27 protein-coding genes are annotated in these 22,132 nt (G+C 70.2%); 10 read left to right on the plus strand and 17 right to left on the minus strand.

Annotated elements, in window-relative coordinates; translation table 11 throughout:
- Positions 1–37: 37 nt before the first annotated feature.
- Positions 38–187, minus strand: a complete 150-nt coding sequence (locus tag AC1ROY_RS13825; RefSeq protein ID WP_493149408.1) for a hypothetical protein — start codon at positions 185–187, stop codon at positions 38–40.
- A gap of 96 nt (positions 188–283) precedes the next feature.
- Between AC1ROY_RS13825 and AC1ROY_RS13830 the strand changes: the two genes are divergently transcribed.
- The 4 genes from AC1ROY_RS13830 to dmeF all read left to right on the plus strand — a co-directional run bounded on the left by AC1ROY_RS13830 (position 284) and on the right by dmeF (position 3,292).
- Positions 284–1,153, plus strand: a complete 870-nt coding sequence (locus AC1ROY_RS13830) for an SDR family NAD(P)-dependent oxidoreductase (protein ID WP_493149409.1) — start codon at positions 284–286, stop codon at positions 1,151–1,153.
- A gap of 74 nt (positions 1,154–1,227) precedes the next feature.
- The gene (gene msrA / locus AC1ROY_RS13835; RefSeq protein ID WP_493149410.1) at positions 1,228–1,953 is read left to right on the plus strand and encodes a peptide-methionine (S)-S-oxide reductase MsrA; all 726 of its coding nucleotides are present in this window, start codon (positions 1,228–1,230) and stop codon (positions 1,951–1,953) included.
- A 191-nt stretch (positions 1,954–2,144) separates the two neighbouring features.
- The gene (locus tag AC1ROY_RS13840; protein ID WP_493149411.1) at positions 2,145–2,420 is read left to right on the plus strand and encodes a metal/formaldehyde-sensitive transcriptional repressor; all 276 of its coding nucleotides are present in this window, start codon (positions 2,145–2,147) and stop codon (positions 2,418–2,420) included.
- Positions 2,417–3,292: a CDF family Co(II)/Ni(II) efflux transporter DmeF gene (dmeF, locus tag AC1ROY_RS13845; RefSeq protein WP_493149412.1), complete on the plus strand. Its 876-nt coding sequence runs from the start codon at positions 2,417–2,419 to the stop codon at positions 3,290–3,292. The genes AC1ROY_RS13840 and dmeF overlap by 4 nt, the downstream gene beginning before the upstream one ends.
- Here the strand turns inward: dmeF and AC1ROY_RS13850 are convergent.
- The 7 genes from AC1ROY_RS13850 to AC1ROY_RS13880 are packed head-to-tail and all read right to left on the minus strand — an operon-like array spanning position 3,273 to position 8,960.
- Entirely contained in the window at positions 3,273–3,533 is a 261-nt protein-coding gene (locus tag AC1ROY_RS13850) for a hypothetical protein (RefSeq protein WP_493149413.1), read from the minus strand. The two genes, dmeF and AC1ROY_RS13850, sit on opposite strands and share 20 nt — an antisense overlap.
- The gene (locus AC1ROY_RS13855; RefSeq protein ID WP_493149414.1) at positions 3,530–5,182 is read right to left on the minus strand and encodes an NTP transferase domain-containing protein; all 1,653 of its coding nucleotides are present in this window, start codon (positions 5,180–5,182) and stop codon (positions 3,530–3,532) included. Before AC1ROY_RS13855 ends, AC1ROY_RS13850 begins: the two co-directional genes overlap by 4 nt.
- Positions 5,179–5,853 (minus strand): XdhC family protein, encoded by a 675-nt coding sequence (locus AC1ROY_RS13860; protein ID WP_493149415.1) that lies wholly within the window; start codon positions 5,851–5,853, stop codon positions 5,179–5,181. The genes AC1ROY_RS13855 and AC1ROY_RS13860 overlap by 4 nt, the downstream gene beginning before the upstream one ends.
- Positions 5,850–6,164, minus strand: a complete 315-nt coding sequence (locus AC1ROY_RS13865) for an XdhC family protein (protein WP_493149416.1) — start codon at positions 6,162–6,164, stop codon at positions 5,850–5,852. The genes AC1ROY_RS13860 and AC1ROY_RS13865 overlap by 4 nt, the downstream gene beginning before the upstream one ends.
- Positions 6,161–7,402, minus strand: coding sequence for a vWA domain-containing protein (locus AC1ROY_RS13870; protein WP_493149417.1), 1,242 nt, complete (start codon positions 7,400–7,402; stop codon positions 6,161–6,163). Before AC1ROY_RS13870 ends, AC1ROY_RS13865 begins: the two co-directional genes overlap by 4 nt.
- Positions 7,399–8,337 carry an AAA family ATPase gene (locus AC1ROY_RS13875; RefSeq protein ID WP_493149418.1) on the minus strand — a complete coding sequence of 313 codons (939 nt, stop codon included), beginning with the start codon at positions 8,335–8,337 and terminating at the stop codon, positions 7,399–7,401. Before AC1ROY_RS13875 ends, AC1ROY_RS13870 begins: the two co-directional genes overlap by 4 nt.
- Positions 8,334–8,960, minus strand: coding sequence for an SRPBCC family protein (locus AC1ROY_RS13880; RefSeq protein WP_493149419.1), 627 nt, complete (start codon positions 8,958–8,960; stop codon positions 8,334–8,336). The genes AC1ROY_RS13875 and AC1ROY_RS13880 overlap by 4 nt, the downstream gene beginning before the upstream one ends.
- A 104-nt stretch (positions 8,961–9,064) precedes the next feature.
- Between AC1ROY_RS13880 and AC1ROY_RS13885 the strand changes: the two genes are divergently transcribed.
- The 3 genes from AC1ROY_RS13885 to prpB all read left to right on the plus strand — a co-directional run bounded on the left by AC1ROY_RS13885 (position 9,065) and on the right by prpB (position 12,092).
- Positions 9,065–10,477 carry a sodium:proton antiporter gene (locus AC1ROY_RS13885; protein WP_493149420.1) on the plus strand — a complete coding sequence of 471 codons (1,413 nt, stop codon included), beginning with the start codon at positions 9,065–9,067 and terminating at the stop codon, positions 10,475–10,477.
- A gap of 71 nt (positions 10,478–10,548) precedes the next feature.
- A complete protein-coding gene (locus tag AC1ROY_RS13890) occupies positions 10,549–11,043 on the plus strand; it encodes a hypothetical protein (protein ID WP_493149421.1) in 495 nt (164 codons plus the stop codon).
- A 125-nt stretch (positions 11,044–11,168) separates the two neighbouring features.
- Positions 11,169–12,092, plus strand: a complete 924-nt coding sequence (gene prpB, locus AC1ROY_RS13895; RefSeq protein ID WP_493149422.1) for a methylisocitrate lyase — start codon at positions 11,169–11,171, stop codon at positions 12,090–12,092.
- On the opposite strand, the gene AC1ROY_RS13900 is transcribed toward prpB, so the two are convergent.
- Positions 12,093–12,485 carry a low affinity iron permease family protein gene (locus AC1ROY_RS13900; protein ID WP_493149423.1) on the minus strand — a complete coding sequence of 131 codons (393 nt, stop codon included), beginning with the start codon at positions 12,483–12,485 and terminating at the stop codon, positions 12,093–12,095.
- Between the two features lie 62 nt (positions 12,486–12,547).
- Between AC1ROY_RS13900 and AC1ROY_RS13905 the strand changes: the two genes are divergently transcribed.
- Positions 12,548–13,666 carry an acetoin utilization protein AcuC gene (locus tag AC1ROY_RS13905; protein ID WP_493149424.1) on the plus strand — a complete coding sequence of 373 codons (1,119 nt, stop codon included), beginning with the start codon at positions 12,548–12,550 and terminating at the stop codon, positions 13,664–13,666.
- 8 nt (positions 13,667–13,674) lie between these two features.
- Positions 13,675–14,151, plus strand: coding sequence for a DUF192 domain-containing protein (locus AC1ROY_RS13910; protein WP_493149425.1), 477 nt, complete (start codon positions 13,675–13,677; stop codon positions 14,149–14,151).
- A gap of 1 nt (position 14,152) precedes the next feature.
- Here the strand turns inward: AC1ROY_RS13910 and AC1ROY_RS13915 are convergent, their stop codons facing one another.
- The 7 genes from AC1ROY_RS13915 to AC1ROY_RS13945 form a co-directional block, all read right to left on the minus strand.
- Positions 14,153–15,100, minus strand: coding sequence for a Bug family tripartite tricarboxylate transporter substrate binding protein (locus AC1ROY_RS13915; protein ID WP_493149426.1), 948 nt, complete (start codon positions 15,098–15,100; stop codon positions 14,153–14,155).
- 72 nt (positions 15,101–15,172) lie between these two features.
- Complete coding sequence (locus AC1ROY_RS13920; RefSeq protein ID WP_493149427.1) at positions 15,173–16,033, minus strand: aspartate/glutamate racemase family protein; 861 nt, start codon at positions 16,031–16,033, stop codon at positions 15,173–15,175.
- A gap of 14 nt (positions 16,034–16,047) precedes the next feature.
- Complete coding sequence (locus tag AC1ROY_RS13925) at positions 16,048–16,851, minus strand: SDR family NAD(P)-dependent oxidoreductase (protein WP_493149428.1); 804 nt, start codon at positions 16,849–16,851, stop codon at positions 16,048–16,050.
- Between the two features lie 95 nt (positions 16,852–16,946).
- Positions 16,947–17,717, minus strand: a complete 771-nt coding sequence (locus tag AC1ROY_RS13930; RefSeq protein ID WP_493149429.1) for an ADYC domain-containing protein — start codon at positions 17,715–17,717, stop codon at positions 16,947–16,949.
- 12 nt (positions 17,718–17,729) lie between these two features.
- Positions 17,730–17,999 (minus strand): hypothetical protein, encoded by a 270-nt coding sequence (locus AC1ROY_RS13935; RefSeq protein ID WP_493149430.1) that lies wholly within the window; start codon positions 17,997–17,999, stop codon positions 17,730–17,732.
- A 131-nt stretch (positions 18,000–18,130) separates the two neighbouring features.
- Positions 18,131–18,931, minus strand: a complete 801-nt coding sequence (locus AC1ROY_RS13940) for an SDR family NAD(P)-dependent oxidoreductase (protein WP_493149431.1) — start codon at positions 18,929–18,931, stop codon at positions 18,131–18,133.
- Positions 18,932–18,935: 4 nt separating this feature from the next.
- A complete protein-coding gene (locus AC1ROY_RS13945) occupies positions 18,936–19,913 on the minus strand; it encodes a Bug family tripartite tricarboxylate transporter substrate binding protein (protein ID WP_493149432.1) in 978 nt (325 codons plus the stop codon).
- A gap of 98 nt (positions 19,914–20,011) precedes the next feature.
- On the opposite strand from AC1ROY_RS13945, the gene AC1ROY_RS13950 reads away from it, so the two are divergent.
- The gene (locus tag AC1ROY_RS13950) at positions 20,012–21,052 is read left to right on the plus strand and encodes an amidohydrolase family protein (RefSeq protein ID WP_493149433.1); all 1,041 of its coding nucleotides are present in this window, start codon (positions 20,012–20,014) and stop codon (positions 21,050–21,052) included.
- Here AC1ROY_RS13950 and AC1ROY_RS13955 read toward each other — a convergent pair.
- Positions 21,028–22,110, minus strand: coding sequence for a mandelate racemase/muconate lactonizing enzyme family protein (locus AC1ROY_RS13955; protein WP_493149434.1), 1,083 nt, complete (start codon positions 22,108–22,110; stop codon positions 21,028–21,030). The two genes, AC1ROY_RS13950 and AC1ROY_RS13955, sit on opposite strands and share 25 nt — an antisense overlap.
- Positions 22,111–22,132: the final 22 nt, after the last annotated feature.

Consider the following 22,132-nt stretch of genomic DNA (forward strand, 5'->3'; position numbering starts at 1 on the left):
AGGGGAGGCTGTCTCGGAGCGCCCGAGGCGCACGAGGCTAGGCCATGCTTCGCACGGCGGAAACCGGTCGCCGGCTGGCATCGGGCCGGCTCTCGGCCTCGCCGATCGCCCAGGCGTGGTTGCCGCGGTCGGAGATGCCGAAGTTCATGCAGCCGAGGCATTCGCGAGGCATCGGACCATTTTGCATGGGGAGACCTCCGGGTGCCGAATGCCCGCCGCTGGACATACGTTATAATATTTTAAATATAGCGCTTGCTCCACCATCCCTTCGAGGACCCGCCCCATGCCCCAGCACCCCGCCTTGCAGCCCGGCCGCACCGCCGTGATTACCGGGGCGGCCAGCGGCATCGGCCTCGCGGCCGCCGAGCGCTTCGCCGCGATGGGTCTCAACCTCGTCCTGGCCGACCTGTCGGCGGGGGCGCTGGCGACGGCGGCCTCGCGGGTCGCGGCCGCTTCGACGCAAGGCGACGGCGCGGTGATCACGGTGCCGACCGATGTGAGCCGGCTGGACCAGGTCCAGGCGCTGAAGGACGCCGCCTATGCCCGCTTCGGCGAGGTGGCGATCCTCATGAACAATGCCGGCACCGCGCCCGGCGGCGGCCCCTGGGAGAACATCGAGGCCTGGCGCCGCGTGCTGGAGGTGAACCTCTGGGGCGTGATCAACGGCCTGCAGGTCTTCACGCCCGCCATGCTGGAGCAGAGGACCGGCTGCGCCATGATCAGCACGGGCTCCAAGCAGGGCATCACCTGCCCGCCGGGCGACACGGCCTACAATGTCAGCAAGGCCGGGGTGAAGGTGCTGACCGAGGCGCTGGGCCACAGCCTGCGCGAGGCGGCGGGCGACCGCATCACCGCGCATCTCCTCATCCCCGGCTCGACCTTCACCGGCATGACCCGCCGCGGCCGGGTGGAAAAGCCGCCAGGCGCCTGGGAGCCCGTGCAGGTGGTGGACATGCTGGTCGAGGGCATGGAGCGCGGCGACTTCTACATCCTCTGCCCGGACAACGAGGTGACGCGCGAGATCGACAACCGCCGCATCCTCTGGGCCGCCCAGGACATCACCGAGGGCCGCCCGCCGCTGTCGCGCTGGCATCCGGACCACAAGGACGCCTTCGCGGCCTTCCTGAAGGCAAAGGTCCAGACGGAGGCCTGATCCCTTCGGGTTTCCCTTCCGCGGCCCCATATCGCAGGCCTATGCATGCATCTCCCGCTGAAAGGGTCAGGCCCATGGACGATGTGACGAAGACCGCGATGCGGCGACGCTCTCTCCTGCTGCCAGGTGGCGCGCTGACCTTGGCCGCGGTCGGCACCGGCTGGGCCACCAACCGCCCCGGCGCCGAGACCCGCGAGATCCCCGCGCCGGCGGAGGAGAACTCGGCCCCGGCCATGGCCGTCTCGGAGACGGCGGTGCTGGCCGGCGGCTGCTTCTGGGGCGTGCAGGGCGTGTTCCAGCACCTCGATGGTGTCTCGCGCGCCGTCTCCGGCTATGCCGGCGGCGAGGCCTCCACCGCGAGCTACAACCGCGTGACGCGCGGTGACACGGGCCATGCGGAAGCGGTGCGCGTGACCTTCGATCCGCGGGTGATCAGCTACGGGCGGATCCTGCAGGTCTTCTTCTCGGTGGCGCATGACCCGACGCAGCTGAACAGGCAGGGGCCGGATGTCGGCACGCAATACCGCTCGGCGATCTTCCCGCAGAACCCGGAGCAGGCCCGGGTGGCGCGGGCCTATATCGCGCAGCTCGACCAGGCCCGGGTCTTCGAGGCGGCGATCGTGACGCGGCTGGAGACGGACCGGCCCTTCTACCCGGCCGAGGGCTACCACCAGGACTTTCTGGCCCGGAACCCGACGCATCCCTACATCGTCTACAACGACCTGCCGAAGATCGCGGAGCTGCGGCGCCTCTTCCCGGCTCGCTATCGCGCGGCGCCGGTGCTGGTCGCGGCGAGGTAGCCTTGAGGGGGCTTTGCCCCCTCAAACTCCCCCACCAAGAAACTCAGTTTCTTGGATCTTCGATCACTTAAAGTGAGAGGGTCCAGGGCCACAAACCCTGCGGGGGTTGGCCCCGAAGGAGAGGCAACCGAGGGACAGAGCCCCTCGCACCCGCTTTCGCCGGCAGCGAAAATAGGGTAGGGGGGTATCCCATGTCCCATCTCTCTGCCCAGAAGGACCAGCTCCTCGCCCGCATCCGGCGCATCGCCGGCCAGGTCGCCGCGATCGAGCGCGCGATCGACGGCGACGCCGGCTGCTCCGCCGTGCTGCACCAGGTCGCCGGCGCGCGCGGCGCCATCAACGGGCTGATGGATCAGCTCATCGAGGAGCATGTGCGCGAGCACGTGGCCCATCCCGGCCTCGCCCAGGCCGAGCGCGCGGCCGGCGCCGAGGAGCTGATCGCGGCCATTCGGCGCTACGCGAAATGAGCCACAGCCACGTCTTCCTGGGCGAGCGCCATGACGCCAATGCCCGCCGCACGCTCTGGGTGGTGGGCCTCACCGCCGGGATGATGGTCGCCGAGATCGTCGCGGGCCACGTCTTCAACTCGATGGCGCTGCTCGCCGACGGCTTCCACATGGCGACGCATGCCGGCGCCCTGGCCGTGGCCGCCGCCGCCTACGCCTTCGCGCGGCGGCACGCGGAGGACCGGCGCTTCACCTTCGGCACCGGCAAGGTGGGCGACCTCGCGGGCTTCGCCTCGGCGTTGGTGCTGGCGGTGATCGCGCTCGGCATCGGCGTGGAATCGCTCGGCCGGCTCTTCGATCCGCGGCCGGTGGCCTTCCTGGAGGCGACGGTGGTGGCGGTGATCGGCCTCGCCGTGAACCTCGCGAGCGCGCTGCTGCTCTCGGAAGGTCATGGGCACCACCATCACGACCACGATCATCCTCACGACCACGACAACAACCGCCGTGCCGCCTTCGCGCATGTGATGGCGGATGCACTGACCTCGGTGCTGGCGATCGTGGCGCTGCTGGCGGGGCGCTACCTGGACTGGCTCTGGCTCGATCCGGCGATGGGGATCGTCGGCGCCGTGGTGATCGCGCTCTGGGCCCGCGGCCTGATCCGCGACACCGCGGGCGTGCTGCTGGACATCACGGATCCGCATCTGGAGGCCGAGGTGCGCGAGCAGGTCGAGGCGCCCGGCGATATCAGCATCACCGACCTGCATATCTGGCGCGTGGGGCCGGGCGCGCATGCGGCGATCGTCAGCGTGACGGGCGACGCCGATGCCGAGACGATCCGCCGGAGGCTCGTGCCCGTGCACGAGCTCGCCCACGTCACGATCGAGACGCGCTGACCTCGGCGAGCCACGGCACGGCCTGGAGCGCGGCCTCCCGGGCCGCCTCCCGCGTGGGGAAGACGAGGCCCAGGAAGTAGCTCACGGGAGTCCAGCGCCCGCGATCCTCGACATCCCGGCGGAACTCCTCGAAGCCGTAGGTGCCGTCCGGGCGCTGGAAGATGTCGACGCAGCGGTCGTGCTGCGCGTTCTCGGGGCTTTCGAGCATCGTCCAGTCGCGCGGGACCCGCGAATCGCTCACGCCGGCACCTTGGAGCCGAAGCCCGGCGCGGATTTCAGCGCCTCGGCCGTGTCGAAGTCGCGCAGCACGCCGTCGTCGGGCACCTCGACCTCGACCAGCCGGTCCGCATGCTTCGCGACAAGCTGCCGCGCACCCATGTCGCCGGTGAGCTGCATCATCTCGGCGAAAAACTCGCGGCCCCAGACCATGGGATTGCCGTGCTTGCCCCGGAAGGTGGGCTGCACGATGGCGCGGCCCTCCTCCGGGTCGAAGCCGGCGAGGAGGCGCGCGATGACAGCGGGCTCCACCAGCGGCATGTCGCCGAGCGCCACCAGCACGCCCTCGGCATCCGGCGGCAGCGCTGATAGCCCAGCCTTGAGACTGGCGGAGAGGCCTTCGGCGTAGTCCTCGGCGTGGACGAAGATCACAGGCTTGCCGGCCAGGGCTTCCTGCACGCGCTCGCGGTCGTGGCCGGTCACGACGAGCACGGGCTTCACGCCGCTCGCCAGCACCTTTTCCGCGACGCGCGCGACCATGGCGACGCCCTCGCCGTCGGTGACCAGCAGCTTGTTGAGCGGCGCCATCCGGCTGGAGCGTCCGGCCGCCATGACGAGGCCCGCGACCTGCCGCGGCCGGCGCGGCACGCGGACGGGCGGCGGCGTGGCGGGGGCCTTGGCGCGGGGCAGGGGGCGCGTCTCGATCTCCTTGAGGAGGCCCCCCACGCCCATCGCCATCACGTCGCGCGAGGTCACGGGCACGCCGGCGAAGAGCCGCTGCAGCACCCAGTCGAAGCCGTTCACCTTGGGGCTGCGCGCGCAGCCCGGCAGCACCAGGGCGGGAACGTCGCCGACCGCGCCCAGGCAGATGAGGTTGCCCGGATCCACCGGCATCCCGAAATGCTCGATCCGTCCGCCCGCGCGCACGATGGCGGCGGGGCCCACGTCGCGCCGGTCGATGGTGGCCGAGGCGCCCATGATCAGCAGCATCTCCGCGCCCTGGCGCAGCAGGCGCTTCAGCGCCTCGGCGGTCGCGGCGGCCTCGTGGCGCGCGCGCTCGACCGGGAGCAGCGCGCCCATCAGCGCCTCGACGCGCGCGGCGGTGATCTCGATCGCGCTCGTCATCACGCTCTCCTTCATGCCCTGGAGCTCCGTCAGCACGAGGCCGACCTTGAGCGGGCGGAAGGGATGCACGGAGAGCACGCGCTGCTTCTTCAGCAGCGCCTCGGCCACTGATAGCGCGGTGCCGGGCACGGCGAAGGGGATGACCTTGATGGTGGCCAGCATCTCCTTCGGCTGGACCATGCTGTAGTTCGGCAGCGTCGCGATGGTGAGGCTCTCGTCCAGCGCGTTCAGCCGGTCGATCGTCGGCGCGTCGAGCACCAGCAGCCCTGACGATTCCGCGATCAGGTTCACGCGGCCCGTCGAGGCACGCGTGCGCGCGACGAACGGCGTCTCCATCGCCTCGCCCACGCGGCGGGCGGCCTCGTCCTCGGGCACGTCGTCGCGGTCGAGCCGGGCGGCGATGACCTGGGCGTGGCCTTCGGCGCGCAGCGCGGCGATGGCGGCATGGTCGAGCACCGTGCCCTTCTTCAACGCGCGCTCCCTGAGGCGGATGGAATGCGCGAGGATCGCGCCCTCCGCCTCGTCCAGCGGCGTCGGCCCGAAATTCACTTGCCGCGCCGGCGGGCGACGACCTGGCCCAGGATGGAGAGCGCGATCTCCGGCGCGGTGATGGCGCCGATGTCGAGGCCGATGGGGGCCGCGATGCGCGCGATATCGGCATCGTCATGGCCGAGCGCCTTGAGCCGGTCCGCGCGCTTCGCATGCGTGCGCCGGCTGCCCAGTGCGCCGATGTAGAAGGCCTTGCTCTTCAGCGCGACGTCGAGCGCGGGGTCGTCCAGCTTCGGGTCGTGGGTGAGGGTGATGACGGCCGTGCGCGTGTCCGGCGCCAGGGCTTCCATCGCCTCGTCAGGCCATTCGTGGTTGAGCGTGACGTTGCTGAAGCGCTCCTCTGAGGCGAAGGCGCGCCGCGGATCCACCACGGTGACGGCGAAGCCGCACTCGGCCGCCATGGGCGCTAGCGTCTGCGCCACATGCACGGCGCCGACCACGATCATGCGCAGCGGCGGGTTGTGCGGCTGGATGAACCAGGCCTCGCCGTCCAGCGTGACGTTGGCGGCCTTGTCGTCGAACAGCACCTTTTCCGCAGCCTCGGCCAGAGCGCCGGGCACGGCGTCTTCCGGGAACAGAAACTGCGTGCCGTCGCTCAGCTTGGTCAGCAGCGCGATCGGCGTCAGCGCCGCCTGTGCCTTGCGCAGCCGCGCCAGATGCTCGGGCGTCAACCGAGCTTCTCCACGAAGACCTTCAGCTTGCCGCCGCAGGCCAGCCCGACCTCCCAGGCGCGCTCGTCGCTGATGCCGAAGTCCAGCAGCTGCGGCTTGCCGTCCTGCATGGTCTGCTTCGCGACGTCGGCCACCGCGCCCTCGATGCAGCCGCCCGACACCGAGCCGGCCATCCGCCCCGAGGCGGTGACGGCCAGCATGGAGCCGGCGGGGCGGGGGCTGCTGCCCCAGGTCTCGACCACGGTCGCCAGCGCGACCTGCTCGCCCTCGGCGGCCCAGGCGGCGGCGGTGCCCAGAATGTCCTCGCTCATCGGCGTGTCCTTTCCCCCAGCGCGTCGATCAATTGTCGCAGGCTGGCCAGATTATGCACGGGGCGGAACTCGTGCACATGCGGCAGCATCGCGCGGATGCCCTGGGATTTGGGTTGGAACCCCGCATAGCGCAACAGGGGGTTCAGCCAGATCAGTCTCCGGCAGGAGCGTTTCAGGCGATCGGTCGCCTCGGCGAGGCCGCGCCCGCCCTCGCGGTCCAGCCCGTCGGTGATGAGCAGCACCACCGCGCCCTGGCCCAGCACCCGCCGCGCCCAGTCCTGGTTGAAGCGCTCCAGCGCCTCGCCGATGCGCGTGCCGCCCGACCAGTCCGGCACCATATGCGCCACCATCTCGAAGGCGATCTCGGGGTCGCGGTGCTTGAGCTGGCGCGTGATGTTGGAGAGCCGCGTGCCGAAAAGGAAGCTGTGCACGCGCTCGCGGTCGTTGGTGACGGCGTGGAGGAAGTGCAGCAGCACCTGCGCGTAGCGCGCCATGCTGCCGGAGATGTCGCAGATGGCCACCAGCGGCGGCGGCCGCACCACCCGCCGCCGGCGCAGGATCTTCACCAGTTCCCCCCCGCTTCGTGAGCCGGCACGGATGGTCGCCTTGAGGTCCACCCGCGGCCCCAGCGGGTCGGTGCGGAAGCGCCGCGTCGGCCTCTCGTCGAGCGGCAGGACGAGGCGGCGGATCTCCTGCTTGGCCTGGGCGATCTCCACGGCCCCCATCGCCTCGAAATCCATCTGCTGGAGGCGCTCGCGCTCGGAGACGGTCATGGCCGCGTCGAGCTGGGGAGGCTGCTGCTCCGACGGCGGGGCCGGCGGGCGGGGCCGGTCGCCGGCCATGGCCTCGGCCATGCGACGGTCGCCGGCCTTGGGCTTCGGGGGAGTCTTCTGCTCCTCCAGCATGGCGAAGGCGGCTTCGGTCGCGCCCTTCTCGGGATCGCGCCAGAAGAGCGCGAAGGCGGCGTCGAAGAGCTCCGCCTGCTCGCGCTTGCGCAGCAGCGTGGCGGCGAGCGCGGCGCGGACGGTGGCGCGGGTCTCGATGCCGGTGAGGGTCAGCGCCTCGGCCGCGGCCAGCGCGTCACCCGGCCCGACCTGGAGCCCGACGCGACGCAGCAGACGGATGAAGGCGAGCAGGTTGGGGGCGAAGGCCTCGGCAGAGGGGCGGTCGCGCGGCAGGAGCGGGCTGCCGAAGGTGCGCTGCGCGGCCTCGCTGAGGGCCTCCTTCGGCGGGATCACGCCGCGTCGCGCGGTTCCGCGCGCTGGGCGACATCGCGGGCTTCCGCGACCAGGCGCGCCGCCTCCTCGCCCTTCAGCTTGGCGATGTCGTCCTGGTACTTCAGCAGCACGCCGAGCGTGGCATCCACCGCGCCCGTCTCCAGCTCGCGCGCGTCGAGCGCGGCCAGGGCATTGGCCCAGTCGATGGTCTCGGCGACCCCCGGCAGCTTGAAGTAGTCGCCCGTGCGCAGCCGCTGCACGAAGGCCACGACCTGCGCGGAGAGCTGCGCGCCGACATGCGGGGCCCGCAAGGCCAGGATGGCCTTCTCCCTGCTAGCGTCGGGGTAGTCCACCCAATGGTAGAGGCAGCGCCGGCGGATGGCGTCATGCACCTCGCGCGTACGGTTGGAGGTGATGATCACCACCGGCGGCGTGGCCGCCTTCAGCGTGCCCAGCTCCGGCACGGTGATCTGGAAATCCGCCAGGACCTCGAGAAGAAACGCCTCGAAAGGTTCATCGGCCCGGTCCAGCTCGTCGATGAGCAGCACCGCCGGCTCGCCCTCCAGCGCCTGGAGCAGCGGCCGCGCCTCCAGGTAGCGCCGGTCGTAGATGGAGCTTTCGATGTCGGCCACCGCGCCCGAGGCCTCGGCCAGCCGGATCGCCATCAGCTGCCGCGCGTGGTTCCACTCATAGGCCGCGGCCGAGAGGTCCATCCCGTCATAGCATTGCAGCCGCACGAGGTGCCGCGGCAGCTGCGCCGCCAGCACCTTGGCGATCTCGGTCTTGCCGGTGCCCGGCTCGCCCTCGAGGAAGAGCGGCCGGCCCATGCGCAGCGCCAGGTGGACCGTGGTCGCGAGCGCCGTGTCCGCCACGTAGCCGCCCGCGGCCAGCATCGCGGCGGTGGCCGCGACGTCCGCTGGCGCGGCTTTCGCCGCGGCAGCCGGCAGGCCGCTCACGAGGACAGGAACAGCAGATACAGCACCACAGCCATGGCGCCGAAGCCGAGCCAGGCGATGATGGGCATGCCCGCATACTCCGTGGGGATGAGGGAGAAGACCGAGATGGCGGCCGGGGCCGGCGCAGGGGCCGGGGCACGGGCCGCGGGCGCGCCGGGCTCGGCGGCGGCCGCCGCGGGGGCGGGCGCCAGGGCCGCGGCGAAGCGGTCGAAGAACTGATCGGCCATCTGCTTGGCGGTGCTGTCGATCAGCCGCGCGCCGAGCTGCGCCATCTTGCCGCCGACCTGGGCCTTCACCTCGTATTTCAGCAGCGTCTCGGTGGGGCTCGTGGCTGTGAGCGCCACGTCCGCGCCGCCCTTGGCGAAGCCCATGGCGCCGCCATTGCCCTCGCCGGAAATGGTGTAGCTCTCGGGCGGGTTCAGGTTCTCGAGCTTCACCTTGGCCGAGAACTTGGCCGCCATCGGGCCGATCTTGATGGCCACGCGCGCCGTCAGATCGGTGTCGGAGACCTTGTCGAGCGCCTCGCAGCCGGGAATCGCGGCCTTCAGGGCCTCGGGATCGTTGAGCGCGTGCCAGACCTGCTCGCGCGGCGCGGCGATGAGCCGCTCGCCAGACATTTCCATGAGGATACTCCGCCAGATGCTCCGTTATTAGGCGTCGGACCCCGCGCCTGCAAACCCCCCGGCGCTCGGTTGACGGGGCGGCGGAATTCCGGAAAAGCCATGGGATGGTGGGGACGATCCTTTCGCGCGGTGCCCTGGTTTCGCTCCTGGCCTGCCTCGCCTGGCCCGCGGCGGCGGCCGAGGGCCTCGACGGATCGGGGCTCGGCCTGGCCTGGGGCCTGCCCTTCGCCGGAATCCTGCTCTCCATCGCGCTGATGCCGATCCTGGCGCCGCCCCTCTGGCATCACCATTACGGCAAGGTGGCCGCCTTCTGGGGCCTGGCCTTCCTGTTGCCCTTCGCGCTGACCCATGGGATCGGCGCGGCCGGGGACGAGGTCGCGCATGTGGCGCTGCAGGAGTACCTGCCCTTCCTGGCGCTGCTCACCGCCCTCTACACCACGGGCGGCGGGGTGCTGCTGCGCGGCACGCTCACCGGCACGCCGCTGACCAACACCGTGCTGCTGGCCATCGGCACGCTGCTGGCGAGCGTGATGGGCACGACCGGCGCCTCCATGCTGCTGATCCGCCCCGTGCTGCGCGCCAATGCGCAGCGCAGCCGCAAGACGCACACCTTCGTCTTCTTCATCTTCCTGGTGGCCAATATCGGCGGCAGCCTGACGCCGATCGGCGATCCGCCGCTCTATCTCGGCTTCCTCCAGGGCGTGTCCTTCTTCTGGCCGACGGTCCACCTCTTCCCGCCCTTCCTCTTCTGCGTGGCGGTGCTGCTCGGCCTCTACTACACGCTCGACAGCCTCCTCTACGCCCGCGAGGCGCCGCGCGAGCCCGACACCGCACCCCGCGAGCAGCTGCGCATCGAGGGTGGCTCCAACATCTTCCTGATATCGGTGGTCGTCTTCGGCGTGCTCATGCAGGGCATCTGGCGGCCGGGCGAGATCGTGCTGCTGGGCCAGCACATCGGCATCGAGCGGCTTACCGGAATCGCGCTCTTCGTCCTGGTCACCGTGGTGTCCCTCCGCATGACACCAGCCGCGCTGCGCGAGGAAAACGGCTTCGCCTGGGGCGCCATGGCGGAGGTCGCAAAGCTCTTCGCGGCCATCTTCGTCTGCATGGCACCGGTGCTGGCGATCCTGAAGGCCGGGCCGGACGGCTCCGCGGCGCCGCTGGTGGCGCTCACCACCGACGGCGCCGGCGAGACGATCCCCTGGGTCTTCTTCTGGATGTCCGGCGTGCTGTCGAGCTTCCTCGACAACGCGCCGACCTACCTCGTCTTCTTCAACCTCGCCGGCGGCGACGCCGTGCATCTGATGGGCCCCGAGGCCGCTACCCTGGCCGCCATTTCCGCCGGCTCGGTCTTCATGGGCGCCAACTCCTATATCGGCAACGCGCCCAACTTCATGGTCAAGGCGATCGTCGAGGAGAGCGGATTCCGCATGCCCTCCTTCTTCGGATACTGCGCCTGGGCCATGATGATTCTGATCCCGCTCTTCGTCCTCTGCACCTTTCTCTTCTTCCGCTGAACCCGGTGAAGACTTGTCCTGCGAGAAGGACACAACTAGTGTTGCCGCGCCCGGCCGAGAAAGCGAGCAATATGACCGCAGCATCCCGTCGCCGTGCCCCCGGCCATGCCGGTCTCCGTTGGGCCGTCTGGGCCAATATTCTGGTCCTGTTCCTGGCCACGCCGGCGAAGGCGGAAGAGACGCAGATCGTCGTAGGACCCTCCGCGCAGGTCTTTCAGAGGACTGACGGCACCAGTGTCGACTGCGTCGCGACGCCCGGGCGCGGGACGATGCACTTCCGATGCGTCTTGAGAGCCGGACGCAACGGCCTGAACGTCGTCTTTTTCCTCAATAGCCGGCACGTGACCGACGTCAACGACGCTGTCGCGGAGGCGCATCATTCGATCTGGGAAGACGGTCGCGTCTACGACCGGGACGGGATCGAGTGGCCCGGCGGCGGACAACGGGAATTGCAGACGCGGACCGCCGTCATCCTGGATGCGGACCAAGCGGGCACCTACGAGTTCCACATCTCGAACGGCCGGGCGCGCATCTTGAGCCGAAGCCTGACCGCAAGCGTCAGGTGACGGACGACCAGGCCGGTCGCGTGGCCTTTCCCATCCCGCCGCCACGCCGTAAACATGGAGGTCGATAGGCCACGCCCGGGCGGTCGTGGCGCGCAGTCCCCGCACCTGATGCCCCGGAGTTTCCCATGCCCTACGTGATCGGCGCCGACCTCCCCACCATCCCCGCCGGCGAGCGCTTCCGCGCCCTGCTCGAGCGCCCCGAGATTCTGCGGATGCCCGGCGCCCATCTTGGCCTCGCCGGCCTCGTCGCCAAGAAGCACGGCTTCGAGGCGCTCTACCTCTCGGGCGCGGCCATGTCCGCCACGATGGGCCTGCCGGATCTCGGCATGATCACCATCGAGGATGTCTGCTTCTTCGTCCGCCAGGTCTCCCGCTCGACCAACCTGCCGCTGCTGGTGGACGGTGACACGGGCTATGGCGAGGCGCTGAACGTCATGCACATGGTCCGCTCCTTCGAGGATGCGGGCGGCGCCGCGGTGCAGCTGGAGGACCAGCTGCTGCCCAAGAAGTGTGGCCACCTCAACGACAAGAAGCTGGCGAGCGTGGACGAGATGTGCGCCAAGGTCGCGGCTGCCCGCAAGGCGCGGCGCCATCTCTACATCATCGCCCGCACCGACGCGGCGGCCAGCGAGGGCATGGAGGGCGCCGTGGCGCGCGGCAAGGCCTATATGGAGGCCGGCGCCGACGCGATCTTCCCGGAGGCGCTGAACACGCCCGAGATGTTCAAGGAATTCGCCGCGCGCATGCCCGGCGTGAAGCTGCTCGCCAACATGACGGAGTTCGGCCGCACGCCCTTCCTGACGGCGGAGGAGTTCCAGTCCTTCGGCTACTCGATGGTGATCTGGCCCGTCTCGCACCTGCGCGTCGCGGCCAAGGCCTGGGAGCAGCTCTACGGCCAGATCGCCAGGGACGGCGGCGCCCAGAACGCCGTGGATCGCATGCAGACCCGCGCCGAGCTCTACGAGACCATCGGCTACCACAAGTACGAGGAGCTGGATGCGAGCCTCGTGCGGACGATCATTCCGACGGCGATGCCCCAAAGGGCCTGATCAGCGGGCCTGAGACGGCTCCGGCCGGCGCGGCTCCTCGTCGCAGGCGTCGGCCAGCTCGGCCTTCACCTCGGCGAGGGTCTCCTCGCTCTGGTTCTCCAGCGCCATCAGGCGGTTGTGGGCACCCTCGGTCGCGCGGATCAGCTCGTCCAGCTTGAGCTGGATCGCCTGGGTGTCGCGGTTCTGGGCGTTCTGGATGAGGAAGACCATCAGGAAGGTGATCACCGTGGTGCCGGTGTTGATCACCAGCTGCCAGGTGTCGCTGTAGTCGAAGAGTGGGCCGGTCACAGCCCACAGGATGACCACGGCGAGGGCGAGCATGAAGGCCCAGGGGCGCCCCGATTCGTAGGAGGAGCGCTGGGCTATTCTTGCGAAGACGTGGCTTATTTCCATATCGCGAAGAAGTGCGCAGCGCCGCTTTGGTTGCTGCCTGTGAATTAGTTCATGGAGGCCGCTTGCCCGAGCCCCTGCTGATCGGTTCCGAGATCTACCGGGGCTCCACCTATGGGCCCAAGCACCCGCTCGCCATCCCCCGCGTCTCCACCACGCTGGACCTGATCCGAGCCATGGGCTGGATCGACCCCGCGCGCTACCTCGACAGCCCGATGGCAAGCCCGGACGAGCTCTGCCGCTTCCACGACCCCGCCTATATCGCCGCCCTGCACCGCGCCGAGGCCACGCAAACCGTGGCGCCCGAGGACCGCGAGCTCTACCGCATCGGCGCCGACGGCAACCCGGTCTATCGCGAGGTGTTCCGGCGACCCGCCACCAGCGCCGGTGGGGTGATGCTCGCGGCGCGGATCACGACCGATGACGGGGGGATCATCCATGTCCCCGGCGGCGGCACGCATCACGGCCAGCGGGCGCGAGCCAGCGGCTTCTGCTACGTGAACGACGCGGTGCTGGGCCTGCTGACCTGGCTCGATGCCGGGCTGACGCGAATCCTCTACCTCGACATCGACGCGCATCACGGCGACGGGGTGGAGATCGCCTTCGCCGACGAGCCTCGCGTCACCACCCTCTCCATCCACGAGGCTGGGCGTTGGCCCTTCTCCGGCCGGGCGCATGTGGCTGATCACGCGCTGAACCTGCCCGTGCCGCAGGGCTTCAACGACACGGAGATGCGGGCGCTGCTGGAGGGCGTGGTGCTCCCGCTGATCGACCGCCTCCGCCCCGAGGCGATCATGCTGCAATGCGGCGCCGACGCGCTGGAGGAGGATCCGCTGGCGAAGCTTTCCCTCTCCAACAACGCCCATGCGGGCTTCGTCGGCGCCGTCTGCCGGGCGGCGCCGCGATTCCTGCTGCTGGGGGGAGGGGGCTACAACCCCTGGACGGTCGCGCGCTGCTGGGCGCGGAACTGGGCGGTCATGAACGGCCTTGATATCCCGGACCGCCTGCCGCAGGAGGCCGAGGAGGTGCTGCGCCGGCTCACCTTCAACCGTGCCGCCGGCCGCAATCCGCCCGAGCACTGGTTCACCACCATGGCCGACGCCCCGCGCGAGGGGCCGGTCGGAAAAGCTGTCGCCGATCTCATCCGGGGCACCCTGCCCGAAGCCCTGGGAGCTGTGGCATGATCGCCGCCATGAAGCGACGCCTCCTCCTCCTCGGCACCCTCCTGGCTCCGGCTGCGGTTCAAGCGCAGCCCGGCGTGAACCAGCCGCAGCCGAAGCTGCGCACCGAGGACCTCGTCGTCGTCACCCGCGACGGGACGCGCCACGTCTTCCACACGGAGATGGCGCTCGGGCCGAACGAGCAGATGGTCGGGATGATGTTCCGCACCAGCATGGCGCCCGACGATGCCATGCTCTTCGACTGGGGCGCGCCGCGCGAGAGCAGCATGTGGATGCGCAACACGCTCATCCCGCTCGACATGCTCTTCGTCGCGGCCGACGGCCGCATCCACCGCATCCACGAGCGCGCGGTGCCGCAGAGCCTCGCCACGATCGACAGCCGCGGCCCGGTCCGGGCCACCATCGAGATCCAGGGCGGCACGGCGGAGCGGCTGAACCTGCGCGTGGGTGACCGCGTGATCCACCCGATCTTCGGGACCGCCAACTGATCTACTTGTTCAGGTCGATCCGCTTGCTGATGTCGATCCACTTGTTGACGATCTCGGCGGTCTGGCGCTCGTGTTCCTCGGGCGTGCTGGCGATGGTGCGGTAGCCCATCTCCACCAGGCGCCGCGCCATGGCGGGCTCGGCCATCACCTCGGCGAAGGCGTCGCGCAGGCGGCGGCGGATGGCGAGCGGCGTGCCGGCGGCCATGTGCAGGCCCCAGACGCTCGCGACGTCCACGCCATCGAGGCCGGCCGCGGCGAAGGTCGGGACGGAGTCCATGCCGCCCTCGGTCGTCTTGGCGAGGCCGCGCACCGTGCCGGCGTTGATGAGCTGCGTGGCCGAGGCGAAGCCGCCGAAGTTCATCTGCACCTCGCCGCCGAGCAGCGCCGTCATGGCCGGGCCGGAGGAGCGGTAGGGCACGTGCACGATGTCGATGCCGGCCTGGAGCGCGAAGAGGACGCCGGCGAAGTGGGTGGAGGCGCCGATGCCGCCGGAGGCGTAGGCAAGGCGGCCGGGCTCGGCCTTCGCCTTGGCGATGAGCTCGGGCAGGGTCTTCGCGGCGTAGTCGGCCTTGGTCTGGAGCACAACGGGCGCGTCGGCGAGCATGGTGACGCAGGAGAAGTCGCGGATGGTGTCGTAGGGCAGCCGCGGCTGGATGGAGGGGTTGAAGTAGAAGGAGTTGTCCGCGACGTAGATGGTGTAGCCGTCGGGCCGCGACTGCGCGACGAGCTCGGCGCCGACGATGGCGGTGGCGTCCGGCCGGTTCTCGACGACGATGGTCTGGCCGAGCTTCGCGCTGACGCCGGGCGCGAGCAGGCGTGCGGTGATGTCGGAGCCGCCGCCGGGGGCGCGCGGCACGATGATGCGGATGACGCGCGAGGGCCAGTCGCTTTGCGCGAGGGCGGGCGTGGCGAGTGTGGTGCCCAGGATGGCGCGGCGCGTGATCTTCATGGTGGTTCCCTGTGATCGAAGGTGCAGGAAACTGAGTTTCCTGCTGGGGGAGTTTGAGGGGGCGAAGCCCTCTCAATCTGCTGCGACGAGCTTTCTACGGCGGATTTTGATCGGATTGTCGCTCGGGAATGCAAGCGCACTGGCCGTGACCTTCAGTTCCGCCATGTTCCGCGCCGCCTGGATCGCGCAGCGGTAGCCTTCCAGCACGGGGATCTTCCACCCCATCTCCCCCAGCCGGTCGCGCAGCGGCTCGCAGAGCCAGTAGGCACCGGAGCAGCCGATAATGAGGACTTCCGCGCCGTCCTCCTGGATGGCCTCGACGGCGTGGGCGACGGCTTCCTCGAGCATGCCGGATGTCTCGCCCTTCTCCCACTTGTCCTTCTCGCCGGAGACGGTGTGGGGATGGGTGTAGGGCGGGCGGGGCAGGGGGTAGTCGATGTTGCGGATGGAGGCGCAGCGGCTCGCCATGCCGTAGCGCGTGACGAGCACCGCCATCTGCATGTTGTGCGCCTCGGAGATGTCGATGATGGAGAACTTCGACCCAAGCGAGAGGGCGGCGACCATCTGCGCATGGGCGCAGGCGGTAATGGCCACGCCGTGCTTCACGCCGATCTCGCGCGCCTCGTCGAAGCCGGGATCGCCGCCGCCGAGGAGGACGATGGCATCGTACTTGCCGCTCTCGCAGGCCTCGCGGACGATCTTCAGCCGGTTGAAGCCGACGCTCATGAACTCCTCGCGCGTCTCGACGGGCCAGTTGCCGTGGGTGGAGGGGGCGCCGGGATGCAGGTCCCATTCCACGGTGTCGAGCAGGTGCGAAAGCTTGTCGTAGTTCATCAGCACCTTCTCCTTCTCGCCGGAGAAGGGCCGCACGTGATAGGCGGCGCCCTCGGCGAGGCTGAAGGCGTGGATGAGCAGAAGGCGGGGCTTGGACATGGGGATTCTTTCGATCAGACGGTGCGGGTCATGAAGCCGCCATCGACCAGCAGCTCGGTTCCCGTGACGTAGCCGGCGTCGTCGGACGCGAGGTAGAGCGCGGCGTGGGCGACGTCCCAGGCGGTGCCGCGATGGCCGAGCGGCACGCGCTGGCGCGCCTCCTCCTGCAGCGCCGCGAGGTCGCCGCGATGGCCGGACTTCACCACGCGCTCCTGCAGCAGCGGCGTGTCGATCATGCCGGGGATGATGGTGTTGGCGCGGATGCCCTGGCGCCCGTATTGCGCAGCGATCTGGCGCGTGAACTGCACCAGCGCGGCCTTGCCGGCGGAGTAGCCGACAGGGTCGTGCCCGAGATGCCGCAGCCCGCCGATGGAGCCCACGGTGGTGATCACGCCCTTGCCGCGGCGGAGCATGGCCGGCAGCACCGCCTTGCAGCCGATGAACACCGATGTGACGTTGATGTCGAGCTGCGCGCGGAACTGCTCCACGCTCATCTCCAGCGGCCCGCCGCGCAGGCCCTGGCCGACATTGCAATGCAGGATGTCGATGCCGCCGTAGCTCTGTTCGCAGCGCGCGGCCAGCGCCTCGGTGGCGGCGAGGTCCAGCACGTCGAGCTCGGCGACAAGGCAGGCGCCGCCCTCCTCGCGGATGAGAACAGCGGTGTCCTCGGCGGCGGCCAGGTCGCGGTCGGCGACGATGACGGTCGCGCCCTCGCGCGCGAAGAGCACCGCGGTGGCGCGGCCGTTGCCCCAGCCGGGACCGACCGAGCCGGCGCCGGTGACGATGGCGACGCGGCCGTCCAGGCGTCGGTGGGTCATGCGGGAATCCCTCGGCTGCGAAGCTATCGCAGATTGGGATGGATCGGTCTCGTTGAACAGGCCCCGCCCGTTCATTCCTTATATGGACTGTTCCGTCACCGCGGCGCGGAGCGGTTGAGGACGAGCGCGCCGAGCGTCACCGCGCGCTCCTCCGTGCAGCCCTCGCCCGTGCGCCCGGCGAGCGACGGGGCGGCGGCCGCGACATCGGCGAGCGAGCCGTTCTCGGGCACGCGAACATGCGCGACGCAGACCGCTCCCTCCGGCGTCCATCCCGCCTCGAAGGCGGCGTCCGGCTCGTTGGCGGGATGCTGGATGCCGATATGGTCGTAGACGTCGACGCGCATGCCGTTGCGCGTCCAGGCCCGGTCCGGGCCGCCATAGGCGGCGCGGATCAGGTTCACGCAGGCGGCGTGGTAGGGGGCCAGCGGCACGCCCCCGGCGCTTCGCGCCCAGGGCCGGTAGCCGAAGCGGATGCACTTGCCGATGGCGCCGCCCGAGCAGGTCAGCCGCAGCGTGCCATCCTCCCCGGGATAGACCATGCCGAGATGCTCGCCCTGCGGGTCGGCGCCGCAGAACTCGCCCCATTCGCCGCCCGGCGCGCGGACGGACATGCGGAAGAGCCAGACGTCGTCCACGGGCGCGTCAGGCCGCGCGCCGGGCACGCCCTCGTCGCGGCGGGCGGCCTCGAGGCGGATCTCGGCGCTGCCGAATTGCAGGACGGCGCCGACCAGGTCGGCGCCGCGGAGGACGCGGCCGTCCGAGAGCTCCGCGCGGAAGTCCCCGCCCTCGGCCGCCAGCCCGAGCAGCCGGACCTGGCCGAGCGCGGGACCCGACGCCAGTAGCGCCAGCAACAGGAGGCGGAGCATCGGACGGGCGCCTCAGCGGTCGGTGATATGCTCGCCGGAGGGCAGCACGATGCCGATCGCCGCGGGCCGGGCCGCCTCGGTAACGGAGCCGTTGAGGACGACGCCTTGCAGGACGGGCCCATTGAGCACGGGGCCGTTGAGCTCCAGGCCATTCATGCGCATGCCGTTCAGGTTGATGCCCTGCAGCACCGGGCCGTTGCCGCTGAGCACGGCCTGGGCCGGCGCGGCGAGGGCGGCGGTTCCGGCGAGCAGCACGGCGGCCATCAGAGTCTTGCGGATCATGGGCATTCCCTTCGCTTTCCTTACCGGGGCCTTCCCGGCGGGCGAGCGGAACATGACCAGCCGCGATCGCGGCTCTATCGCATGGAATGGAAGTTTATGTCGTGTCTGTCACGTATCGGCCATGGGGCGCATCACCCGCAGCGGACGGACATGCCGCCATCCACCACCAGCTCCGTTCCCGTGATGAAGCGCGCCTCGTCGGAAGCGAGGAACATCACCGCATTCGCCGTGTCGCGCCCATCGCCCGCCCAGCCCATCGGAATGCGCGCGACGCGTTGTTTGATCAGCGCCTCCACGTCGCCGCCGGTGCGCTGGCCGGCGAGGCGCACCTCCACCATCGGCGTGTGCATCTGCCCCGGCACCACGGTGTTCACGCGGATGCCGCGCGCCGCATACTGCACCGCAACCACCTTGGAGAACTGGATCACCGCCGCCTTGGACGCCGCATAGGCCACCTGCGCCGAGCCCGTGAAGCGGATGCCGGAGGTGGAGGCCATGTTCACGATCGCGCCGCCGCCCTGCGCCTCCATGATCGGGATCACGTGCTTGCAGGTGAGGAAGACGCTCTTGAGGTTGGTGTCGATCTGCACGTCCCACACCTCCTCGCTCATCTCGACCGGCCCGCCGGCCGCGGAGCCACCGACGTTGTTGACGAGGATGTCGATGCGGCCGAAGCGTTCCTTCGCCTCGGCGACCATCGCGGCCACGGCCGCGCCGTCGGTGACGTTGCAGGTGACGGGGATGAACTGGCCGCCGAAATCGCCGATGCGCTCGGCCGTCTCGTTCATCGGGCCCAGCTCGCGATCGGCGCCGATGACGATGGCGCCCTCGCGCGCGAAGCCCACGGCGGCGGCGCGGCCGTTGCCCCAGCCGGGCCCCACCGAGCCCGCGCCCGTGATCAGCACGATCTTTCCCGAGAATCTCGGTCCCATGGTCTCACTCCACCCGGATGTTTTCGCTGACGGCCAGCTCGCGCCAGCGCGCGAGGTCGGCCTGGATGAATATTTCGCTGTCGGCCTGCGAGAGGCGCGAAGGCTCCGCGCCCTCCTGCGCCATGTTGGCGGCAAGACGGCCCTCGCCGAGCGCCGCCTGCACGGCGGCATGCAGCCGCGCGGCGATGGGCGCGGGGAGGCCGCGGCGTGCCAGCACGCCCCACCAGATGCTGGCCTCGTAGTCCGGCAGGCCGGATTGCGCGGGGGTCGGCGCCGGCGGGCCGCTTGCCGGCACCTGCTCCATCGTCCAGCCGATCAGCTTGATGCGGCCCGAGGCGATGAGCCCGGCGGCCGCCGTCACCGTCGTGAAGGTGAGCGCGATGGTGCCCGCCACCATGTCGTTCAGCACGGCGCCCGTGCCGCGATAGGGCACATGCACCATGTCGAGCCGCCCCGCGCGCAGCGCGAAGAGCGCGCCCGACAGATGCCCGATGCTGCCTGGTCCGGAGGAGCCGTAATGCACCTCGCCCGGATGCGCGCGGATATAGGCGACCGCTTCCGCCGCCGTGTTCGGCGTAAAGCCCGGCGAGGCCAGGATGCAGAGCGGCGAGGTCGCGACCAACGCCACCGTCTCGATGTCGCCGATGGCGTCGTAGGGCGTGCGCTGCGTCGCCGCCGAGGTCGCGAAGGTCGAGGAGGTGAGCATCACCGTGCTGCCGTCCGCCGGCGCGCGCACGAGCTCCGCCGTGCCGATGGTGCTGCCGGCGCCGCCGCGGTTCTCGATGACGAAGGGCTGCCCCAGCATGCGGCCCAGCGCATCGGCGAGCGGCCGCGCGAGGGCATCGTTGCTGCCGCCGGGCGGGAAGGGGACCAGGAAGCGCACGGGGCGCGCGGGCCAATGGCCCTGCGCGATCGCGGGGGTCGCGAGGCCGATGGGGAGCAGCGTCGCGAGCACAGCCGTTCGTCGCCGCGTGACACGCATGCGAATTCCTTACGCTTCCGTCCGCATTCAGCGATAGGCCGCTTCGCCGCGGCCGGCAACGGGCCTAACCTTCGACTCAGAAAACACCTGGAGCGTCCATGAGCACCGCCACGCATCAGCACTACATCCCCGTCCGCGAGGACTGGCTGGCCACGAACCGGGAGGAGATCCTCGACCCCGGCCAGCTCATCGTGGATCCGCATCACCACCTCTGGGATCGCGAGGGCTGGCGCTACCTGCTGGACGACATCCTCGCCGACATCCGCACCGGCCACGACGTGCGCGCGACGGTGCTGGTGCAGGCCCGCGCCATGCACCGCGCCGCCGGGCCGGAGGCGATGAAGCCGGTCGGCGAGACGGAGTTCGCCAATGGCGTCGCCGCGATGTGCGCGAGCGGCATCTATGGCGACATCCGCGTCTGCGCGGGCATCGTGGGCTTCGCCGACCTGCGACTGGGCGATGCGGTGAAGGCGGTGCTGGAAGCGCATATCCGCGCTGGCGGCGACCGCTTCCGCGGCATCCGCCACATCGCCACCTGGGATCCCGATCCGCACCTGATGAATCCCGCCTACCAGCCCGCCGAGGACATGCTGGACAGCGCGGAATTCCGCGCGGGCTTCGCGCATCTCGCGCCGCTCGGCCTCTCCTACGACGCCTGGCTGTATTTTCCGCAGATCCCGCGGCTCGTCTCGCTGGCACGGGCCTTTCCTGACACGCAGATCGTGCTCGACCATTGTGGCGGCGTGCTCGGCATCGGCCGCTTCGAGGGGCGGCGCGCGGAAGTCTTTGAGGAGTGGTCGAAGGCGATGAAGGAGCTCGCGACCTGCCCGAACGTGATGGTGAAGGTCGGCGGCCTTGGCATGCGGCTGCCGGGCTTCGGCCTGGAGGAGAAGCCGGTGGCGCCCTCCTCCGAGACCCTCGCGCGGCACTGGAAGCCTTATATGGAGCGCTGCATCGAGCTCTTCGGCACGGACCGCTGCATGTTCGAGAGCAATTTTCCCGTGGACAAGGGCGGCTATGGCTACGCCGCCGGCTGGAACGCCTTCAAGCGCATCGCGTCCGGCGCCAGCGCGGAGGAGAAGGCGGACCTCTTCTGGAAGTCCGCGACGAGCTTCTACCGGCTGCCCGGCATTGGCTGAAGGCCCAGCCCCGGCCCCTCCGGCACGGTGATGAAGCCGTCCTTCACCTCCAGCGCGTCGCCATAGGGCGGCGCGGCGAGGTCGGCGAAGTAGATCTCGATCGGCTGCTCCTCCTCGCACGCCGCGAGAAAGTGCAGCGAGGCCAGCAGCCCTGGCCCGAAATAGGGACAGTGCGGCACGAGTTCCACGCCGGACTCCTCCGCCATGGCAGCGACCACCATCATCGCGCTGATGCCGCCGACCTTGGTCACGGAGGGCTGCGCGACATCCAGCGCATGCGCGTCGAAGAGATGCCGGAAGTCCTGCGGGCCACCGGCGTTCTCGCCGGCCGAGATGCCGCAATTCGCGGCCTCGCGGACGGCGGCGGTAGCGGAGAAATCCTCGGGCGGCCAGGTGGGCTCCTCGACCCAGCGGACGTTCATGCCCTCCACCGCGCGGCAGAAGGCGACGGCCTGGTCCACCGTGTCCCAGACGCAGTTGATGTCGAGCATCAGCGGGATCTCCGCCGGCGCGGCATCGCGCGCCGCGCGGATGCAGGCGAGGTCCACCTCGTGCAGCTTGATGTGGCGATAGCCGCGCCGCACCGCTTCCTTCACGTTGCGCGCGACATCCTCGGCGACGCCGTAGCGCAGCAGGCTGGCGTAGGCCGGCACGCGCTTGCGCGCGGCGGGTCCGAGTAGGGCATGCAGCGGCTGTCCCGCGCGCTGCGCCTTCAGGTCCCACAGCGCGATGTCGATGCCGGAGATGCCGAAGGTCACCGGCCCGTTGCGGCCGAAGTTGTGGAAGCGCCTGGACAGCATCTTCCCGAGCGCCGGAATCTCCTCCGCATCCTGCCCGATGCAGGCCGGGGCCAGCAGCCGGTCCAGCGCGTCCTGCGTCGTGTCCACGAGGTTGAAGCCGAAGGCCTCGCCCCAGCCGTGGCGGCCATCCTCGGTCTCCACGCGCACCAGCAGCGTGTCCATGCCGCGCAGGTGCAGGTTGCCGCCGACGCCGTTCCCGCCCGCGCCGTAGGTGAAGCTGCTGCGGTGGATGTGGCTCTCGACCTTCGTGATCTTCATGGCTTTCCCCTCGGGGCGTTCC

Source organism: Roseococcus sp. GW821-FHT12F05, from assembly GCF_058806835.1.

Excerpts from the sequence above, each read along its gene's own strand:
- AC1ROY_RS13825 (WP_493149408.1), bottom strand. The coding sequence starts at position 187 with ATGCAAAATGGTCCGATGCCTCGCGAATGCCTCGGCTGCATGAACTTC.
- AC1ROY_RS13830 (WP_493149409.1), top strand. The coding sequence starts at position 284 with ATGCCCCAGCACCCCGCCTTGCAGCCCGGCCGCACCGCCGTGATTACC.
- msrA (WP_493149410.1), top strand. The coding sequence starts at position 1,228 with ATGGACGATGTGACGAAGACCGCGATGCGGCGACGCTCTCTCCTGCTG.
- AC1ROY_RS13840 (WP_493149411.1), top strand. The coding sequence starts at position 2,145 with ATGTCCCATCTCTCTGCCCAGAAGGACCAGCTCCTCGCCCGCATCCGG.
- dmeF (WP_493149412.1), top strand. The coding sequence starts at position 2,417 with ATGAGCCACAGCCACGTCTTCCTGGGCGAGCGCCATGACGCCAATGCC.
- AC1ROY_RS13865 (WP_493149416.1), bottom strand. The coding sequence starts at position 6,164 with ATGAGCGAGGACATTCTGGGCACCGCCGCCGCCTGGGCCGCCGAGGGC.
- AC1ROY_RS13880 (WP_493149419.1), bottom strand. The coding sequence starts at position 8,960 with ATGGAAATGTCTGGCGAGCGGCTCATCGCCGCGCCGCGCGAGCAGGTC.
- AC1ROY_RS13885 (WP_493149420.1), top strand. The coding sequence starts at position 9,065 with ATGGTGGGGACGATCCTTTCGCGCGGTGCCCTGGTTTCGCTCCTGGCC.
- AC1ROY_RS13890 (WP_493149421.1), top strand. The coding sequence starts at position 10,549 with ATGACCGCAGCATCCCGTCGCCGTGCCCCCGGCCATGCCGGTCTCCGT.
- prpB (WP_493149422.1), top strand. The coding sequence starts at position 11,169 with ATGCCCTACGTGATCGGCGCCGACCTCCCCACCATCCCCGCCGGCGAG.
- AC1ROY_RS13900 (WP_493149423.1), bottom strand. The coding sequence starts at position 12,485 with ATGGAAATAAGCCACGTCTTCGCAAGAATAGCCCAGCGCTCCTCCTAC.
- AC1ROY_RS13910 (WP_493149425.1), top strand. The coding sequence starts at position 13,675 with ATGAAGCGACGCCTCCTCCTCCTCGGCACCCTCCTGGCTCCGGCTGCG.
- AC1ROY_RS13915 (WP_493149426.1), bottom strand. The coding sequence starts at position 15,100 with ATGAAGATCACGCGCCGCGCCATCCTGGGCACCACACTCGCCACGCCC.
- AC1ROY_RS13920 (WP_493149427.1), bottom strand. The coding sequence starts at position 16,033 with ATGTCCAAGCCCCGCCTTCTGCTCATCCACGCCTTCAGCCTCGCCGAG.
- AC1ROY_RS13925 (WP_493149428.1), bottom strand. The coding sequence starts at position 16,851 with ATGACCCACCGACGCCTGGACGGCCGCGTCGCCATCGTCACCGGCGCC.
- AC1ROY_RS13930 (WP_493149429.1), bottom strand. The coding sequence starts at position 17,717 with ATGCTCCGCCTCCTGTTGCTGGCGCTACTGGCGTCGGGTCCCGCGCTC.
- AC1ROY_RS13935 (WP_493149430.1), bottom strand. The coding sequence starts at position 17,999 with ATGATCCGCAAGACTCTGATGGCCGCCGTGCTGCTCGCCGGAACCGCC.
- AC1ROY_RS13940 (WP_493149431.1), bottom strand. The coding sequence starts at position 18,931 with ATGGGACCGAGATTCTCGGGAAAGATCGTGCTGATCACGGGCGCGGGC.
- AC1ROY_RS13945 (WP_493149432.1), bottom strand. The coding sequence starts at position 19,913 with ATGCGTGTCACGCGGCGACGAACGGCTGTGCTCGCGACGCTGCTCCCC.
- AC1ROY_RS13950 (WP_493149433.1), top strand. The coding sequence starts at position 20,012 with ATGAGCACCGCCACGCATCAGCACTACATCCCCGTCCGCGAGGACTGG.
- AC1ROY_RS13955 (WP_493149434.1), bottom strand. The coding sequence starts at position 22,110 with ATGAAGATCACGAAGGTCGAGAGCCACATCCACCGCAGCAGCTTCACC.